Origin of the sequence: Xanthomonas sp. D-109, from assembly GCF_017746095.1 — a bacterium.
Taxonomy (GTDB): domain Bacteria; phylum Pseudomonadota; class Gammaproteobacteria; order Xanthomonadales; family Xanthomonadaceae; genus Xanthomonas_A; species Xanthomonas_A sacchari.
Genome location: NZ_JAGHWV010000012.1, coordinates 109439 through 127005, shown reverse-complemented (window position 1 = coordinate 127005; position 17567 = coordinate 109439). Strand labels below are relative to the sequence as shown.

The following is a 17567-nucleotide window of genomic DNA, read 5'->3' as shown; positions in this document are numbered from 1 at the left end:
CCGCTCCTACGACGGACGGCGTGCCGACGCGTGGATGGATGACGCATTGCCGGCAGTGCGACGCCGTGTCCTTTGCTCGCGGCGACAGCGATGCGCCGCTGATCCTGTAGGAGCGGCTTCAGCCGCGACGGGCCTTCGTCGTAACGCCCAGCCACGACGGCGCATCCCGCGACAGCGTCTGTGTCGACGGTTCAGCACCACCCATCCCCCAAACGCAGAACGGGCCGCAATGCGGCCCGTTCTTTCTTGCAAGCGCGGCAGGCCGGCTTACTTCAGCTTGGCATCCGCGCGCAGCGCCTCGGCGCGGTCGGTCTTCTCCCACGAGAACGCGGTGGCCTGGTGCTGGGCGCCGGTGCCGTCGGTGTAGGTGAAGGCCTTCGGGGTGCGGCCGAAATGGCCGTACGAGGCGGTCTGCTGGTACATCGGGTGGATCAGGTCGAGCATCTGGATGATGCCGAACGGACGCAGGTCGAAATGCTTGCGGATCAGCTTCTCGATCTTGTCGTCGGCGATCTTGCCGGTGCCGAAGGTGGTGACCGAGATCGAGGTCGGCTCGGCCACGCCGATGGCGTAGGACACCTGCACTTCGCAGCGGTCGGCCAGGCCGGCGGCGACGACGTTCTTTGCGACGTAGCGCGCGGCGTAAGCGGCCGAGCGGTCGACCTTGGACGGATCCTTGCCGGAGAACGCGCCGCCGCCGTGGCGCGCCCAGCCGCCGTAGGTGTCGACGATGATCTTGCGCCCGGTCAGGCCGCAGTCGCCCACCGGCCCGCCGATCACGAACTTGCCGGTCGGGTTGATGTGGAACTTGGTGCCCTTGTGCAGCCACTTGGCCGGCAGCACCGGCTTGAGGATTTCCTCGCGCACGGCTTCGACCAGGTGCTTCTGCTTGATGTCCGGATCGTGCTGGGTGGACAGCACCACCGCGTCGATCGCGGTCGCCACGCCGTCTTCGTAGCGCAGGGTGACCTGGCTCTTGGCGTCCGGGCGCAGCCACGCCAGCGGCGAGTTCTTCTTCTTGCGCACCTTGGCCTGCTGTTCGACCAGGCGGTGCGACAGGTGGATGGCGGCCGGCATGAAGCTGTCGGTCTCGCGGGTGGCGTAGCCGAACATCAGGCCCTGGTCGCCAGCGCCCTGTTCTTCCGGCTTCTTGCGGTCCACACCCTGGTTGATGTCCGGCGACTGCTTGCCGATCAGGTTGAGCACGCCGCAGGTCTCGCCGTCGAAGCCGACGTCGGAGCTGTTGTAGCCGATGTCCAGGATCACCTTGCGGGTCAGCGCTTCCAGGTCGATCCAGGCGCTGGTGGTGATTTCGCCGGCGACGATCGCCACGCCGGTCTTGACCAGCGTTTCGCAGGCCACGCGCGCGCGCTTGTCCTGGGTCAGGATCGCGTCGAGCACCGCATCGGAGATCTGATCGGCGATCTTGTCCGGGTGGCCTTCGGAGACCGACTCGGAGGTGAAGAGATAGCTGGACATCGCGGCTATATCCTTGTATTCGGATGAAAAGATGGAGGCGAATGATACACGGGCGCCGGGCGGCGTGCATGATGCCCGGGGCGGACGTTGCCCAAGGTTAACCGGTTGGCGCGCCACGGTGCGTCCGTCACCTTGCCGTAGCCAGATTGCAAGATCGGTGTCGCCGCCGCGGCCGAAGCTGTGCGCAGTCAGCAAGGGGGCTTGCCGTGCTCGCACTCGAACGCCGTCTTCAGGACCGCTACCCACACTGGTTTGCCGGACGCCGCTCGCGGCTGGTCCGGCCATTGCTGCGCGGTCTGCAGAAATGGTCGGGACTGGACGCGCTGGACGCGTTCCTGGAGGCCAACCGCGACCTGCGCGGGTTCGCCCTGGTCCAGGCCGGACTGGATTTCCTGCAGGCCCGCTACGTGGTCGCACCGACCGCGGCCGAACGCATTCCGGCGCGCGGGCGCCTGCTGATCGTCGCCAACCATCCCTCCGGCGCGCTGGATGCGCTGGCCCTGCTGGACTGCGTGGGCCAGGTTCGGCGCGACGTGAAGATCGTCGCCAACGATTTCCTGTGGGCGCTGGAAGGCCTGCGCGACCTGCTGCTGCCGGTGCGCATCCTCGGCGGCGCGCCGTCGCCGGCCAGCGTGCGGGCGATCGAGCAGGCGCTGGCCCAGGAGCAATGTGTGATCGTGTTCCCGGCCGGCGAGGTCTCGCGGCTGGGCTGGGGCGGTGTGGCCGACGGGCGCTGGCGCCGCGGCTTCCTGCGCTTCGCCCTGCGCACCGCCGCGCCGGTGTTGCCGGTGCGCATCCATGCGCGCAACTCGGCACTGTTCTATGGCGCCTCGGCGCTGTTCAAGCCGGCCGGCACCGCGCTGCTGGCGCGGGAGATGTTCGCCCGCCGCGAGCGCCGCATCGCGCTGAGCCTGGGCCGCGCCCGCGCGCTGCCACAGGACCTGCCCGAAGCCGAACTGATGCGGCGACTGCGCAGCGAGCTGTATGCGCTCGGCCGCAGCGGTGGGCAGGCCGCGCCGAGCGAGGAAGCGCTGGTCGCCGCCGAGGACCCGGCGCAACTGGCCACCGAAGTGGCCGGCCTGCGCAGCCTCGGCCACACGCTTGACGGCAAGCAGATCCGCGTCGGCCGGCTGCGTGCCGGTTCGGCGCTGCTGCGCGAGATCGGCCGCCTGCGCGAGCTCACTTTCCGCGCGGTGGGCGAGGGCACCGGGCGGCGCCTGGACCTGGACGACTACGACACCTGGTACGAACACATCGTGCTGTGGGACGGCGCCGCCACCCGCGTGGTCGGCGCCTACCGCGTCGCCCGCGGCGCACCGGTGCTGGCCGAACGCGGCCTGGCCGGTTTCTACACCGCCGAGCTGTTCCGCTACGGCGAGGCCATGTTGCCGCGCATCGCCGCGGGCATGGAGCTGGGCCGCAGCTTCGTGGTGCCCGACTACTGGGGCAGCCGCAGCATCGATTACCTGTGGCAGGGCATCGGCGCCTATCTGCAGGACCATCCGCAGGTGCGCTATCTGTTCGGCGCGGTGTCGATCAGCGCCGCGCTGCCGTACGAAGCGCGCGAGCAGATCGTGGCCTACTACGCGCGCTACTACGGCGATGCCAGCGGCGAAGCCGCCTCGGCGCGACCGTTCCCGTATCCGGAAGCGCCGCCGGCGTTCGACGAACTCGACGCCGACACCGCCTTCAAGGTGCTCAAGGGCAACCTCGACGCGCTGGGCGCGGCGGTACCGATGCTCTACAAGCAGTACACCTATCTGTGCGAGCCCGGCGGTGCGCGCTTCCTCGCCTTCGGCGTGGACCCCGCGTTCAACGACGCCGTCGACGGACTGATCGAGCTGGATCTGCAGCGCATCCGCAGCAAGAAGCGCGCGCGCTACCTCGAACGTCCCCGCAACGAAGCAGAGGTGGTGGCATGAGTCCGCTCAACAGCCTGGCGCCGCGCCGCGCGGTGTTCGTCTCCGATGTGCACCTGGGCGCGCCGCATTGCCATGCGCGCGAACTGGCCGACTTCCTCGGCGGCCTGCACTGCGACCAGTTGTACCTGGTCGGCGACATCGTCGACTTCTGGTGGATGGCCCAGCGCCGCGCGGTGTGGGGCGCCGCGCACCAGCGCGTGGTCGATGCGCTGCACGCGCTGGCCCGCGGCGGCACCGAACTGATCTACGTGCCGGGCAACCACGACCGGCCGATCCGCCGCTTCTGCGGACTCGCACTGCCGGCCATGCAGGTGCGCCGGCGCGCGGTGCACGCCACCGCCGACGGACGCCGCCTGCTGGTGGTGCACGGCGACGACTACGACAGCGTGACCCAGTTCGGCGGCCTGCAGGAGAAGTTCGGCGACTGGCTGTACTACCGCATCCTCACCGGCAACCAACTGACCAACCGCGTGCGCCGCCGCCTGGGCATGCGCTACTGGTCGCTGGCCGACTACCTGAAGCGGCAGAGCAGCGCGGCCGAGCGCTACATCGAGCGCTTCGTCGCCGCCGGCCTGGACGACGCGCGCCGTCGCGGCCTGGATGGGGTGATCTGCGGCCACGTGCACCGCGCCGGGCTGTTCGAACGCGACGGCCTGGTCTACGCCAACGACGGCGACTGGGTGGAAAACCTCACCGCGCTCGCCGAGGAGGCCGACGGCACGCTGCGCCTGCTCTCGCACCGCGGCGAGGTGCTGCGCGAACTGCCGCCGCGCCTGCGGCTGGTGCAGGAGAACGCCTGGCCGCGTGCGGCCTGAGCCGGACGATCGCGCCAGGCGGCGCTGCACCGCCTGGCACCTGACTGGGAGATTGGTGCGTTCGACTGCTGCCGCGCCTGCGCGCCGTGCCGTGGTCCCTGTCGCGATCGCCCCGGTCGTGGCGCCCACGCCCCTGCACTGGACGGATGCGTAGAACCCGGTGTGACCGTCATTCCACGATGGCCGTGTGTGGTGTGCATCACCGCCGTGGCATCGGGTCTACTGCGATGCGTCGGCGCGGCATGCCCGGGCAGCAATCCACGTTCGCGCCCAGGCCTTGCGCTGATCCATGATGCGGCGGCGCGCGTGCGTCGCATCCCGATCAGTTCTGGAGTTGTGGAGATCGTGAAACCAGGGAAGGCGTCGTGCGGCCGGTCGCGCAGATCCATGGGGATGTGGCGCGACTTGGCCTGGCCCGCCGTTTCCGGCGATCGCGTGCAGGCGCATGTCACGGCGCCTGGCGCGCGACCGCGGACATGCCTGCGCTTGGCGTGCCTGGGCGTCCTGCTCGCGGCGAGTGCGGCCTCGATGGCGCAGAACACGGTCTATGGCTGCGCGGAGCCGGCGGCGCCGCGTCCGCTTCCCGATCCGCTGCTGTGCGTGCAGCAGGCGGGCGTGTCGACGCCGCATACGGCGGGCGATGCGCGGGTCGAAGCATTGTTCGCGCGTGCCAAGGAGCAGCTCGACGGCGGTCGCCTCGACGCTGCCGAACAGACGCTGGACTGCGCCGCGGCCAACATCGGCGATGCCGACGCTACCCGCTTGCGCTACGAGCTCACCCGCCGCCGCGGCATCCTCGATTTCCGCCGCGAACGCCTGCCGCAGGCGCTGGCGCGCTTCGAGTGCGCGGTCATGCTGTCCCGCTCGCTGCACGACCGCGCGGGCGAGGCGCGCGATCTGAACAATGTCGGTGCGGCGCTGCGCCGGCTCGGCGATTTCCGCGGCGCCTTGCGCAACCTGACGCTGAGCCTGGATCTGCAGCGCGCGCACGGTGCGGCAGCGGCGTCCGTGCTCACCAATATCGCCGACGTGTATCGCGAACTGCGCGAATCCGACACCGCGATGCGCTACTACCGCGATGCGCTGGCCGCCAACCGTGCGCAGGGCGATGCCATCGAGGCCGCGCACGTGCAGGAAACCATGGCCGAGCTCGCGCTCGACAGCGGCGACACGGCGCAGGCGCTGGCCTGGTTGCAGGAGGCCCTGGCCGTGTATCGCGCGCAGGGCCGCCGGGTGTACGAACTGCGGGTGCATGACGGCCTGATCCGCGCAGCGCTGGCGCTCGGCGACGTGGCGCAGGCACAGCGCTGGAGTTCCAGCGCGCTGGCCCTGGCCGAAGCGTGGGCGCTGCCGCTGCCGTCGGCGTTGCAACTGCAACTGGCGCGGACGGCCCGGCTCGAAGGCAATGCCGCCGCCGCCGCGGCACGCTTGCGCGTGGCGCTGGCGGCGGCCGCCGGTGGCGATCCGGTGCGGGTACCGTTGCTGGAAGAACTGGCACGGCTGCAGGAAGGCAGTGGCGACACGGGCGCGGCCATCGCCACGCTGCGGCGTGCCAACACGGAAGCCGCCGCACTGGTACGCGCGCAGCACGATCGCCAACTGGACTGGCTGCGGGTCCGCTTCGACACCGTCGAAAAGCAACGCACCATCGACGCCCTGCAGAGCGAAAACCGCCTGCGCCAGGTCCAGCTGCGCCAGCGCACGCTGTTGCTTTGGCTGGCGCTGGTGTCCGGCGTCGCCGCCGTGCTCGGCGTGTGGCTGTGGTTGCAGCGTCGCCGGCAGCGCGAGCGCGTGTTGCAGGCCGCGCAGCAGGTCCGCCACGAGGAGCAGCTCGCGCGCTATCGGCGCGAGGCCGATGCGCTGGCCGAGGATCGCAGCCTGCTGCAGACCCTGCTCGACAGCCGCGAGGATGCGTTGTGCCTGCTCAATGCCGAAGGCCAGGTGCTGGCCACCAATCGTGCCGGCCGCCTGCTGCTGGGCGGCGCGGACGATGCCGAACCGGTGGGACAGGCGGTGTTCGCCTGCGTTGCCGAGGGCGACCGCCCGGCCTTGCAGGCGGCGCTGGAGCGGATGGAGGACAGCGCCGCGCAGCGCCTTGAGGTCGTGGCGCGACACGGTACGCCGCTCGCCGCCACCCTCGCGCCCTGGCAGGGCGGCGACGGCCTGGTCGTGCTCGCCCTGCAGGAGCGCGACAGTGGCGCGGCCTCGGACACCGCGCAGGCCGAGCATACGCAAGAGGCGGCCGCCGCACCTGCGTTGCGCGATGCCTTCCGACGCGCGCTGGTCGACTTGATGCTGGCGGTCATCGACACTTGGGAGCGCGCCACGGCGACCGGACGGCTGGAGTTGGCCGAGCGCAGCCGGATCTGGCGCGTGAACATCGACGACGGCCGCCTGCGTGCGCGGGCGATGGAGCGCTACCTGGCGGTCTCCAAATTGCCCAGCAACCCGCGCTGGCGGGACGTGCTGCGCTCGGCCTACTTCGTGCTCGCGCACTGTGAAGGAATCTCGGCAGAAGCGCGCGCCGCGCTGCAGTACAGGATCGACACCGTGCTGGCCTATACCCGCCGGGACGCGCTCGGCTGAGCGCGCCTGGCATCCCTGCTGGCGATTGTCGGCCGCGCTGAGCGGCGCGCGCGCCTGCATGGCACGTCAGCGCCCGCGCTTGGCCGGGCAGACCACGCAGGCGCCCTTCAAGCCGTGTTCCATGCGGTAGCTGCTGTGGTGGTCGCGGGCCAGGAAGGTCGTCGGGCCGAGCACGATGGGCTTGGCCGATCGCGACGGTGCTACCACCTCGCAGTAGGCGGCGATGGTGTTCAGCGTATTCGTGTACGGCTCGTGGCTGTCGACCACGCCGCACTTGTCCATGGTCTGCCGCAACTGCGCGCCGTCGAAATCGAACTTCACCACCACCTCCGGTTCCTGGTCCTGCTCCAGGCACCAGTCCGGCGGCAGGGTGTCGTGGCCGTGGGCGGCCAGGGGCAGGACAAGCAGCACCGCGACGAGGACGGCATGGAAGAGGGAACGGTGGGTGGGCATGGGAACCTCGCAACGCGCAGAAGGAGAGCCCGCAGCCTACGAGCGTCGCTGCGGCCGATACCAGCGCATCCGCGGGTATAGACCGGGAATAAATCAGGCTAACGCATTGATTCTTCGATGGCGGCATCGCGCCGCGACGCGGAATCGCGCATCCACGGCAGGTGGTGCTCGCATCCGAGCTTCGCCAATCCGACCCGGTTCATTCCATGGGCAGCCCGGCTTCGCCCTAGTGCCGCGCCGACGCGCTGCCTAGCCTGGAATCGCCGGATCGCAGCGTCTGCCGATGCGGCGGTGGCCATCCCCCGGGGGCGATCCACGCACCCCAGCCATCTCCAGTCACTTCCATATAGCGAGAGAACGCTCATGAAGAAGAAGTTCCTTGTCGCAACCGCCCTGCTGGCGGGCAGTGTCGTCGGCGCCCCTGCGCTGGCGGCCGAAAATCCGGTCGACCAGGCCGGCATCCAGCACAACATGTACCTGGGCTGCCTGATGGACCTGAATGCCACGGCCGAAGACGCGCTGACCCTGCTGGTCAAGAAGTGCGGCTACGCCCCCGGCGTGCCGCTGGAACGCTTCGTCGCCACGCAGCAGCCCATCGTCGACGCGGTCGACCCGACCCGGCCGATGACCGAGAACCTGGCCGGGCTGCGCCAGCAGCTCAGTGCCTACGAATACTCGTTCATCGAGCGGATGGACCAGATCGTGCAGAACGCCGAGGACCTGGACGCGGCGGCGGTGCAGTTCGAGGAACTGGAGCGGGAGGCCATCGCGCGGCTCGATCCGAAATCGCAGAATGGTGCGCTGATCCTGGGTGGACTGAGCGTGGCCAGGCACTCCACTCAGTATTGGTCCAAGTATGCGGCAGAGCAGGGGGAGTCCCCGGCTGGCGCCACCGCGAAGAAGGGGTTCTGGAAATGGCTGGCCACCATCGGTTCGGACGTGGTCGGCTATCTCGCCTCGCACAATATCGGCACGGCGGCGACCGTCTCCAACGTCGTCCACGGCTGGTTCAAGTGAGCGGTTGATCCCAGCGGCGTACAGGAAAATGGCAAGGCGTCCCGGAAGGGGCGCCTTGCCTGTGCGGCGTTGTCGGGCGTATGTGGATGGTGCCTGCCTTACCCGGCAACCATCCGGCCCGACACGGTGTGCGAGCTTTGCAGGAGTGGTTTCAGCCGCGGCACTGGCTGCTGACGCACGCCACGCGACAGCGTGCCACGGTCGATGCTTCCGCGAATTGGCGTGCCAACGATCTCTAGGGAAGCCAGCGGACTGTCACGACGAACGCTACCGCGGCGGCGCGCCTCGCGCCGCATCGCTGCTAGCATCGGCCGATGGATTCCCTTACTCAGATCGTCCTCGGCGGTGCCATTGCCGCCGTCATCGCGCCGGCTGCGCATCGGCGCGCGGCTCTGCTTGCGGGTGCCGCGCTTGGCACCTTGCCCGACCTCGATTCGCTGATCCTTCTGCCGCTGACCCGCGATCCCGTCACGTTGATGACGGTGCATCGCAGCGTCAGCCATTCGCTGTTCGTGCTGCCGCCGCTCGGCTGGCTGATCTGGTGGCTGTTCCGCCGCTTCGGCCATGGGCGGGTCGCCGAGGCGCCACGCCGCTGGTTCTGGGCGATCCAACTGGCGCTGATCACCCATCCGCTGCTGGATGCGTTCACCGTCTATGGCACCCAGCTGTGGTGGCCGCTGCCGCCATCGCCGACGATCTGGTCGAGCGTGTTCATCATCGATCCCGCCTACACGCTGTGGCTGCTGCTGGCCTGCGTCATTGCCTGGTTCGCCCGCGCGCGCCGCGTGGCGCAGCAGGCCTTGCTGGCCGGGTTGCTGCTGAGCAGCGCCTACCTGGGCTGGTCGCTGCTGTCGAAGCATCTGGTCGACCGCGAGGCCGACCGTGCGCTGGCGGCGATGGGCCTGGCGCAGGCGCCGCGCTTCTCGGTGCCGATGCCGTTCAACACGCTGCTGTGGCGGGTGGTGGCGATGACCCCGAGCGGCTACGTGATCGGCGAGCGTTCGCTGGTCGCCGATCGCGGGCCGATGCGCTTCCAGGGCTATCCCTCCAACACCCAGGCGCTGGCGCAGGTGCGCGAGCTGCCGGCGGTGCAGCGATTGAGCTGGTTCAACCGCGGCTTCATGCGCGCGCAGGTCAAGGACGGCGAACTGGTGCTCAGCGATCTGCGCATGGGCCTGGAGCCGGACTACAACTTCAATTTCGCTGTGGCGCGCCAGCAGGGCAATGGCTGGGAGGCGATTCCGCCGCGGCAGCTGCAGGCGGCGTACCGGGCGCCGGTGGCACGTGGGCAGATTCGCGCAGCGCTGGTGCGGATGTGGCAACGGATCTGGGTCGAACCGGCGTCGCCCGTGCCGGTCGGTGCGCAGGTGCCGACAGCGGCGCGTTGAGCGCGGCACACAATCGACCGAGGCATGGCGCGCCCTCATTGGGGAACGAATCGGCGCAAGCATTAATTCTTCGATCATGGAGCGCCTGCTGCAGGCCAGGGCCGCGTCTCCGCACTGCAGCGGTGATGCCCAGTTCGCCAATTCGACCCGGTTCGTTCCCGCCGCGACCCGATTTTGCCCTCGTGCGTCGCCGCAGACCCGCCTAGCCTGAAACCGTCGCATCGCGCCGTGTGCCGATGCGGCGGTGGTCGCCTCGCAGGTGTCCCCGCTCAAGAACGTCTGGAGACCTAGGCCATCCTCTTCCCATCTATTGCATGAGAATGTTCATGAACAAAACGCTTTTTTGGCGCGGCTGCCGCGCTCCTGATCGGCAGTACTTTTGGCGCCGCCCCCGCGCTAGCGGCCGAGAACCCGATGGACCAGGCTGGCATCAAGCACAACATGTACCTCGGCTGCCTGATGGATACCAAGGCCTCGCCCGACGAGGACCTCGCTGTCCTGGTCGAGAAGTGCGGCTACGATCCCGGCATGCCGCTGGAGCGCTTCATCGCCACGCGCAAGCCCATGATCGATGCGATCGATCCGACCCGGCCGATGACCGAGAGCCTGGCCGGGCTACGCCAGGCGCTCAGTGCCTACGAGTTCTCGTTCATCGTGCGCATGGACCAGATCGTGCAGAACGCCGGGAGCCTGGACGCGGCGGCGTTGCAATTCGAGGAATTGGAACGGGAAGGCATCGCACGGCTCGATCCCAAGTCGAAGAACGGCGCGCTGGTGCTGGGCGGGCTGAGCGTGCTCAGACACTCCGCGCGCTACTGGTCCAAATTCGCGGCCGGCACCACGGCGAAATACGCTGCGTCTCCGGACCCGAACCAGGGCTGGTTGTTGGTCTCAGCGTGCGATGCAGTCGGCTACTTTGTGTTTCATGACGGCGAGTTGAGTGCTGCCACCTCGCGCGCAGCGTTTCATGTACTTGCTTCACAGGGATATTTCCCGCTCTACGCCTACCAATAGTGCCTCCCCTAAGCTGCTTCAGGTAGTGCAGATAAGGAAAGGCGTTCCCAATGGGGACGCCTTTTCATCAAAAAGAGAATGCGGGCCATGTTGCCACTAGTCGGGTGTGCAGGCGTCGCGTTGATCCGGGCTTCTGGGGGAGACTGAGCCAAGCCGTCCCGCATCGCCAGCAAACGTGGCTTCGCCCGGCAACGTCGCGATCGCCGCTCGATACGCAGGCTTCACCAGCACCGCCGTCAACGCCGCTCAATACACCGTCGCGTGCGCCTGCACGAACGAATAGAAGAACACCGCGTCCGGGTCGCTCTGCACCTGCGCCATTTCCCGGCGCATGCCGGCCACGGTCTCCGCATCCACCGCGCCGGCCTGCAGCAGCCGTTCGGCCGCCGACAGCAGCAGTTCTTCCCAGAACCCGATCATGGTCTTGCGCCGCGCCGGTTCGCGGTTGTCCAGGTGCAGGGTCTTGATCTGCGTGCTGACGTCGCGATAGCCGCCAGCCAGCAGCAGGTTGCCGAGCTTGGCGCCGACGAACGGGTCGCCGCCATGGTCGTACTGGAAGTCGTTGAACGCCATCCAGTAGCGCCACACGTTCGGCGAGTACGGATGCAGCAGGAACGAGGCGTTCATCACCTCGGTCACGTACACCGGCGATCCCGGCGCCAGCACGCGCCGCACTTCGCTGAGTACCCGCGACGGCGACGGTACGTGCTCCAGCACCCAGCACAGGAACGCCGCATCGAAGCTGCGCGGCTGGAACGGCAGGTCGCCGGCATCGGCCTGCTGCAGCATGTAGCGGTCCTGGCACCAGGGCATGCGCTGCAGGTTCTCGCGCGCGGCCTGCAGTTGCGCCTCGCTCAGGTCGATGCCGGTGACGTGCAGCTCCGGGAAACGCCGCAGCAGCACTTCGGTCTGCGCACCGACGCCGCTGCCCACTTCGAGCAGGCGCCGCGCGCCGGTGTAGTCGATCTGGTTGAACAGGGTGGCTTCGAGCAGGCGCGCCTGTTTCAGCAGGCGCGCCTGCTCGGTGTCGGAATAGCCGTGCAGGTAGGTCGGGGTGTCGGGAGACGAGCGCATGGCGGTGCTCCAGGGAGAAGACGTCAGGCGGCGGCGGACAAGGCCGGTGGCACGCCGGCGATCAGCGCGTCGAAGTAGTCGGCGGTCAGCGCCAGTTGCGCCTGCGCGCTCTCGGCGCGGTTGACCACGGCGCGGAACGCGGCGTTCTCGGGCCGATCCTTGGCGTACCAGCCCAGGTGCTTGCGGGCGATACGCACGCCCTGCGCCTCGCCGTAGAAATCGTGCAGGGCCTGCAGGTGGCCGAGCAGGGTGTCGCGCACGAACGCCAGCGACGGCGCGGGCAGGAGTTCGCCAGTGGCCAGGTAGTGCGCGATCTCGCCGAAGATCCATGGCCGGCCTTGCGCCGCGCGCCCGACCATCACCGCATCGGCGCCGGTCGCGGCCAGCACCTGCGCCGCTTTCTGCGGGGAGTCGATGTCGCCGTTGGCGATCACCGGGATGTGCAGCATCGCCTTGATCTGGGCGATGGTGGCGTATTCGGCCTGGCCGCTGTAGTGCTGGTCGCGGGTGCGCCCGTGCACCGCCAGCGCGGCGATGCCGCAGTCTTCGGCGATGCGCGCGATGACCGGGCCGTTGCGGTGGTCGCAGTCCCAGCCGGTGCGGATCTTCAGCGTCACCGGCACCGGTGAGGCCTTCACCACCGCCGTGAGGATGCGCGCCACCAGCGCCTCGTCGCGCATCAGCGCCGAACCTGCCCAGGCGTTGCACACCTTCTTCGCCGGGCAGCCCATGTTGATGTCGATCAGTTGCGCGCCATGGTCGGCGTTGTAGCGCGCGGCCTCGGCCAGTTGCTGCGGTTCGGTGCCGGCGATCTGCACGCTGACCGGGTCCGGCTCGCCAGCATGATCCATGCGCTGCAGCGACTTGCGGGTCTGCCAGAAGCGCGGATCGGAAATGGTCATCTCCGACACCGCCAGGCCGGCGCCCAGGCGCTTGCACAGCAGCCGGAACGGCTTGTCGGTGACCCCGGCCATCGGTGCCAGGATCACCTTCGGTTCGATCGTGTAGGGGCCGATGCGCATGCGCGTAGTGTAGCGGGGCGCATGCGCTGGCGGGCCGGGCGGTCCCGCACGGCCGTCAGCGCATCAGTTGGTACAGCTCGAAGCCGTTGTCCTTGCCGTCCAGGATCAGCAGCAGTTCGTTCGGGCCCAGCGCGACCAGGCGGCCGACGCTGTTGCCATGCGTGCCGTCGGAGACATGGCCGGGCGCGTACGCCGCTTCCGGCTCGTCGTTGACCGTGCTGGCACCGAGGAAGGCCAGTTCGCGGCTGCCGGCGGACAGCGGATACAGCGTGCCGCTGCGCCGCTGCGAGCCGCTGGTCTTGCTCAGGTGGTAGCCGCAGGGATCGCGGCGGACCTCGGCCTTGAAGTAGGGATAGGCGTAGGCGAAGTGCGGGTCGACCTGGATCGAGCGCACCTTCCAGCGGCCTTCCAGCGTGCCGGGCGCCTGCGGCGTCTGTGCGCGCTGCAGCAGGGTCCGCGCCAGCGCCGCGCCCTTTTCCTGCTCGGCATCGTCGTAATGCGCCGCGATCACCTGCTGCAGGCGGTCGGCAGAGACGGTCACCGCGGCGCGATCGGCGTCGGCGGCCAGGCTGTTCCAGTCGCAGCGCGATGCCGCGGTAGCGGACAGCGGGAGCAGCAACGCGCATAGCGCGGCGAACGGGATGACGGAACGGCGGGGCATCGGCAACTCCTTGTCGGATGCGTGGCCGGCGCAGCGCCGGCGTTGGTGGGGTGATGGCAGGCAACGGCGACGGCCGGGGCCGTCGCGCCGATCGCTCAGCCGGCCTCGGGAGTCAGCCGCGGCATCGATGCCGCCGCGCCTTCGGCCTCGGTGGAGCGCGCCGCATAGTGATTGGCGAAGCGCACATGGGTGGCGAACGCGGCGTTCGGCGATTGCGCCAGCGACGCCACCAGGGCGCCGTTGAAGGCATCGCCGGCGCCGGTGGTGTCCACCGTGTGCGCGGTTTCGGCGCCGATCCGGTAATAGGGCTGGGTGTCGCCGAGCAGGCGTTCCTCGGGGTGCGAGATGAACGCGCCGACCGCGCCCAGCGTCACCACCACGGTGCCGCCCGGCAGCAGCTTGCGGCACAGCGCGTGCAGGCTGCCGCCATCGGTGGCGGCGACGTCGTCGGCGTCCACGCGCACGCCGACATGGCGCGCCAGCAGCGCGGCGAACTCGGTTTCGTTGGGGGTCAGCACGTCGGCCAGCTTGAGCAGGCCGATGCTGGTCTGCGCATTGGCCGGTGCGGCGTTGAGCACGGTGGTCAGGCCGGCCTCGCGGGCGAGGGCGAGGGTGCCCTCGATGGTCTCGATCGGCGATTCCAGCTGCGCCAGCAGCACCCGCGCCGAGCCCAGCAGCGGGCGCTGCGCCTGCACGAAGTCCAGGCTCAGCGCCGCGTTGGCGCCGGCGCCGATGACGATGGTGTTGCGGCCATGGCCGTCGACATAGATGCCGCCGGTGCCGGTCGGCTCGCTGCTGGCCTCGGCCACCAGGGTGATGCCGTCCTGCGCGGCCAGGCCGCGCGCCATCGCGCCGCCGGCATCGTCGCCGAGCGCGCAGACGAAGCTGGTGCGCGCGCCGGCACGCGCCGCCGCCACCGCCTGGTTGAAGCCCTTGCCGCCTGGGCCGGTGCTGTAGCGGCCGGCGATGGTCGCCCCCGGTGCGGGCAGATTCTCGCACCGCCACACATGGTCGACATTGAACGAACCGACGACGATGACCGAACTCATAGGCATGTACTGCTTCTCGACTGGAACTGAAAAAGGAAAAACGGTGGAGCGGGTGCTGCGGCCGGATCAGGCGAAGTGCGACAGCACCCCGGCGATGGTCGCGGTCATGAAGGTGGCGATCGAACCGCCCAGCACCGCACGCAGGCCGAAGCGGGCCAGGTCGTGGCGGCGCTCCGGGGCCAGGCCGCCGATGCCGCCGATCTGGATCGCGATCGAGCTGAAGTTGGCGAAGCCGCACAGCGCATAGGTGGCGACCAGCCGGCCCTCCGCGCTCAGGCTCACGCCCGGCACCTGACCCTGGACGATACGCGACAGCTCGGTATACGCGACGAACTCGTTGATGACCACCTTCTGGCCGATCAGCGAACCGACGGTGGTCGCATCCGGCCACGGCGTGCCGATCACCCAGGCCACCGGCGCCAGCACGTAGCCGAAGATGGTGGACAGGTTGGTCGGGCGGCCGATGACGCCGGCCAGGCCGGTGACATCGCCGATCCAGGTCAGCGGCGCATTGACCAGCGCGATCAGCGCGATGAACGCCAGCAGCATCGCGCCGATGTTCAGCGCCAGGCGCAGGCCGTCGCCGGCGCCGGCGGCAGCGGCGTCGATCACGTTGCTGGTGGTCTTCTCCACTTCCATCTTGACCGTGCCGCGGGTCAGCGGCGTGCCGGTTTCCGGGATCAGCAGCTTGGCCACCACCAGCGTCGCCGGCGCGGCCATGATGCTGGCCGCCAGCAGATGCTTGGCGTAGAACGCCTGCTGCGCCGGGTCGCCGCCGCCGAGCATGCCCACGTAGGCCGCCAGCACGCCGCCGGCGATGTGCGCCATGCCGCCGATCATCATCGTCAGCAGTTCGGATTCGGTCATGCGCGGGATGTACGGGCGCACCGTCAGCGGCGCCTCGGTCTGGCCGATGAATACGCTGGCGCAGACGCTGGTGGTCTCGGCGCCGGACACGCGCATCACCTTGGTGATCGCCCAGGCCATCACCCGCACCACCGCCTGCATCACCCCCAGGTGGTACAGCACGCCCATCAGCGCGGAGAAGAAGATGATGGTCGGCAGCACCTGGAAGGCGAAGATGAAGCCGTAGGTCTTGGTGTCGAGCAGGCTGCCGAAGATGAAGCTGGAGCCTTCGTTGACGAAGCTCAGCACCTTCACGAACACCTGGCCGAGCCAGTCGAACACTTCGCGGCCGCCGGGAACCAGCAGCACCAGCGAGGCGAAGCCGATCTGCAGGACCAGGCCGGTCGCGACCAGCTTCCAGTCCACCGCGCGGCGGTTGTTGGAGAACAGCCAGGTGATCCCGATCAACACCGCCAACCCGAACAGGCCGAAGCCGATCCTTCCCAATCCCTCGACCATCTGCGTCCCCGGTCCCCGACCAAAGACGGGAAGCCTAGTGCAGGGGGTGACGGCCGGCAAGGCGAGCGGTGTTCAGTCGGGGGATTGGGGATTTGGGATTGGGGATCCGCAAGAGCGGGGCGCCCTGCTGTTGGCAGGGCGATGTCGGGCGCCGCCGCTACACTGTGCGGCCGCCCCGGCCGTGCCGCGGGTTTGTTCAGCAGGAGGAGTTGCCATGCATTACCGTCGCCTCGGTGCCACCGGGCTGCAACTGTCGGCGCTGTCGTTCGGCGCCTGGATCAACTTCGGCGGGCAGACCGGCCGCGACGAAGCGCGCAACCTGATCGCCGCCGCCTGGGACCACGGCATCAACTTCTTCGATAACGCCGAGGTCTATGCGCACGGCCGCGCCGAGCAGGTGATGGGCGACGTGATCGCCGACCTGCGGCTGCCGCGCGACGGGTTCTGCGTGTCCAGCAAGGTCTACTTCGGCGCCGTCGAGTCGCCGCGCCCGACCCAGCGCGGGCTCTCGCGCAAGCACGTCACCGACGCCTGCCATGCCGCGCTCAAGCGCTTGCGGGTGGACTATCTGGATCTGTACTACTGCCATCGCCCCGATCCGGACACGCCGGTGGAGGAAACCGTGCGCGCGATGGACGCGCTGATCCGCCAGGGCAAGGTGCTGTACTGGGGCACCTCCGAGTGGCCGGCCGAGCGCATCCGCGAGGCGGCGCAGGTGGCGCGTGCGCTGGGCCTGCATGGGCCATCGATGGAGCAGCCGCAGTACAACCTGCTGCATCGCGAGCGCGTGGAGCAGGAGTACGCGCCGCTGTACGCCGAACTGGGCCTGGGCACGACCATCTGGTCGCCGCTGGCCTCGGGCCTGCTCACCGGCAAGTACAACGACGGCATCGATCCGGCCTCGCGGCTGGGCCAGGAGCGCAATGCCTGGCTGCAGCAGGAGGTGATCGGGCCGCCGGCGCAGCGCCGCATCGAGCGCGCGCGTGCCTTCACCGCGCTGGCCGCGGCCGAGGGCGTGGCGCCGGCGCCGCTGGCGATCGCCTGGTGCCTGCGCAATCCGCACGTCTCCACGGTGATCCTCGGCGCCAGCCGGGTCGCGCAGTTGCTGGAGAACCTGGCCGCGCTGGAATTGGCCGCGCGCGACGACGCGGCATGGTGGGAGCGGGTCGAAGCCGCCGTGCGCTGACGATGTGTGCGCGCGCCGCCGCGATGCAGCGGCGGCGCGCCAGCGAGCGGTGAAGGCATTGCGATCTTCGGAATCTTTCGTGGGCGCAATTTCGATCAGGACTGCGAATCGAATCGGGCGAGAATGGGTCTTGATTAAGTATTGAGAATCATTATCATCTCGATGCACCCCGTGGATGGAGTTCGACCATGACCGCTCAACCCGTGCTGTTGCGTCACCCCGAGACCCTGAGCCTGCGCGAGCGCACCGTGCCGCGCGCCGTGCCGGCAGAAGAAACCATCAGCAGCCAGGCGCTGCTCAAGGGCCGCCGCGAAGTGCTGATCCAGCACGGCGACCGCGTCTATCGCCTGCGCCACACCAGCAACGACAAGCTGATCCTGACCAAGTAACGCCGTCCGGCCGCCGCGCGCGGCCGGCTCCCCGCTCGACCTGCTGCCACCTGGCCGCCGCCCCTGCGCGTCGGCCGCGGCCGCCTCGCAGTCGCGATCCTTCTCTCCCCCTCGGCCAGGCGCGGACCCCGCGCCGTGCCGGTCGAG

General features: G+C 69.2%; 15 protein-coding genes. 8 read left to right on the top strand and 7 right to left on the bottom strand.

The features are described 5' to 3' along the window. Positions 1-267: 267 nt before the first annotated feature. Positions 268-1479, bottom strand: coding sequence for a methionine adenosyltransferase (gene metK, locus J7357_RS13565; protein ID WP_010342184.1), 1212 nt, complete (start codon positions 1477-1479; stop codon positions 268-270). Between the two features lie 206 nt (positions 1480-1685). Here metK and J7357_RS13560 point away from each other — a divergent pair, with 206 nt between their 5' ends. The 3 genes from J7357_RS13560 to J7357_RS13550 all read left to right on the top strand — a co-directional run bounded on the left by J7357_RS13560 (position 1686) and on the right by J7357_RS13550 (position 6802). Further along, entirely contained in the window at positions 1686-3401 is a 1716-nt protein-coding gene (locus J7357_RS13560; protein ID WP_209247202.1) for a lysophospholipid acyltransferase family protein, read from the top strand. Then, on the top strand, positions 3398-4216 hold the full coding sequence (locus J7357_RS13555; protein WP_010342186.1) for a UDP-2,3-diacylglucosamine diphosphatase: 819 nt from the start codon (positions 3398-3400) through the stop codon (positions 4214-4216). Before J7357_RS13560 ends, J7357_RS13555 begins: the two co-directional genes overlap by 4 nt. A gap of 528 nt (positions 4217-4744) precedes the next feature. Further along, the gene (locus J7357_RS13550; protein ID WP_209247200.1) at positions 4745-6802 is read left to right on the top strand and encodes a tetratricopeptide repeat protein; all 2058 of its coding nucleotides are present in this window, start codon (positions 4745-4747) and stop codon (positions 6800-6802) included. Between the two features lie 66 nt (positions 6803-6868). Here the strand turns inward: J7357_RS13550 and J7357_RS13545 are convergent, their stop codons facing one another. Further along, positions 6869-7255, bottom strand: coding sequence for a hypothetical protein (locus J7357_RS13545; protein ID WP_209247198.1), 387 nt, complete (start codon positions 7253-7255; stop codon positions 6869-6871). A gap of 363 nt (positions 7256-7618) precedes the next feature. Here J7357_RS13545 and J7357_RS13540 point away from each other — a divergent pair, with 363 nt between their 5' ends. The 3 genes from J7357_RS13540 (at position 7619) to J7357_RS13530 (ending at position 10674) form a co-directional block, all read left to right on the top strand. Next, positions 7619-8272 carry a hypothetical protein gene (locus J7357_RS13540; RefSeq protein ID WP_209247196.1) on the top strand — a complete coding sequence of 218 codons (654 nt, stop codon included), beginning with the start codon at positions 7619-7621 and terminating at the stop codon, positions 8270-8272. 314 nt (positions 8273-8586) lie between these two features. Further along, positions 8587-9660, top strand: a complete 1074-nt coding sequence (locus J7357_RS13535; RefSeq protein WP_209247195.1) for a metal-dependent hydrolase — start codon at positions 8587-8589, stop codon at positions 9658-9660. Positions 9661-10074: 414 nt separating this feature from the next. Further along, positions 10075-10674, top strand: coding sequence for a hypothetical protein (locus tag J7357_RS13530; protein ID WP_209247193.1), 600 nt, complete (start codon positions 10075-10077; stop codon positions 10672-10674). Between the two features lie 246 nt (positions 10675-10920). Here the strand turns inward: J7357_RS13530 and J7357_RS13525 are convergent, their stop codons facing one another. The 5 genes from J7357_RS13525 to J7357_RS13505 all read right to left on the bottom strand — a co-directional run bounded on the left by J7357_RS13525 (position 10921) and on the right by J7357_RS13505 (position 15845). Further along, the gene (locus J7357_RS13525; protein ID WP_209247191.1) at positions 10921-11748 is read right to left on the bottom strand and encodes a class I SAM-dependent methyltransferase; all 828 of its coding nucleotides are present in this window, start codon (positions 11746-11748) and stop codon (positions 10921-10923) included. Between the two features lie 23 nt (positions 11749-11771). Further along, positions 11772-12770: a tRNA dihydrouridine synthase DusB gene (gene dusB / locus J7357_RS13520; protein ID WP_209247189.1), complete on the bottom strand. Its 999-nt coding sequence runs from the start codon at positions 12768-12770 to the stop codon at positions 11772-11774. A 55-nt stretch (positions 12771-12825) separates the two neighbouring features. Further along, positions 12826-13431 (bottom strand): DUF4893 domain-containing protein, encoded by a 606-nt coding sequence (locus J7357_RS13515; protein WP_209247187.1) that lies wholly within the window; start codon positions 13429-13431, stop codon positions 12826-12828. A gap of 95 nt (positions 13432-13526) precedes the next feature. Then, positions 13527-14480 (bottom strand): ribokinase, encoded by a 954-nt coding sequence (locus J7357_RS13510; RefSeq protein ID WP_209247185.1) that lies wholly within the window; start codon positions 14478-14480, stop codon positions 13527-13529. A gap of 66 nt (positions 14481-14546) precedes the next feature. Beyond that, positions 14547-15845 (bottom strand): nucleoside transporter C-terminal domain-containing protein, encoded by a 1299-nt coding sequence (locus tag J7357_RS13505; protein ID WP_010342192.1) that lies wholly within the window; start codon positions 15843-15845, stop codon positions 14547-14549. A 214-nt stretch (positions 15846-16059) separates the two neighbouring features. On the opposite strand from J7357_RS13505, the gene J7357_RS13500 reads away from it, so the two are divergent. Then, a complete protein-coding gene (locus tag J7357_RS13500) occupies positions 16060-17031 on the top strand; it encodes an aldo/keto reductase (protein WP_209247182.1) in 972 nt (323 codons plus the stop codon). Between the two features lie 188 nt (positions 17032-17219). Continuing rightward, the gene (locus tag J7357_RS13495; protein ID WP_017907561.1) at positions 17220-17420 is read left to right on the top strand and encodes a hemin uptake protein HemP; all 201 of its coding nucleotides are present in this window, start codon (positions 17220-17222) and stop codon (positions 17418-17420) included. The last annotated feature ends 147 nt before the right edge of the window (positions 17421-17567 follow it).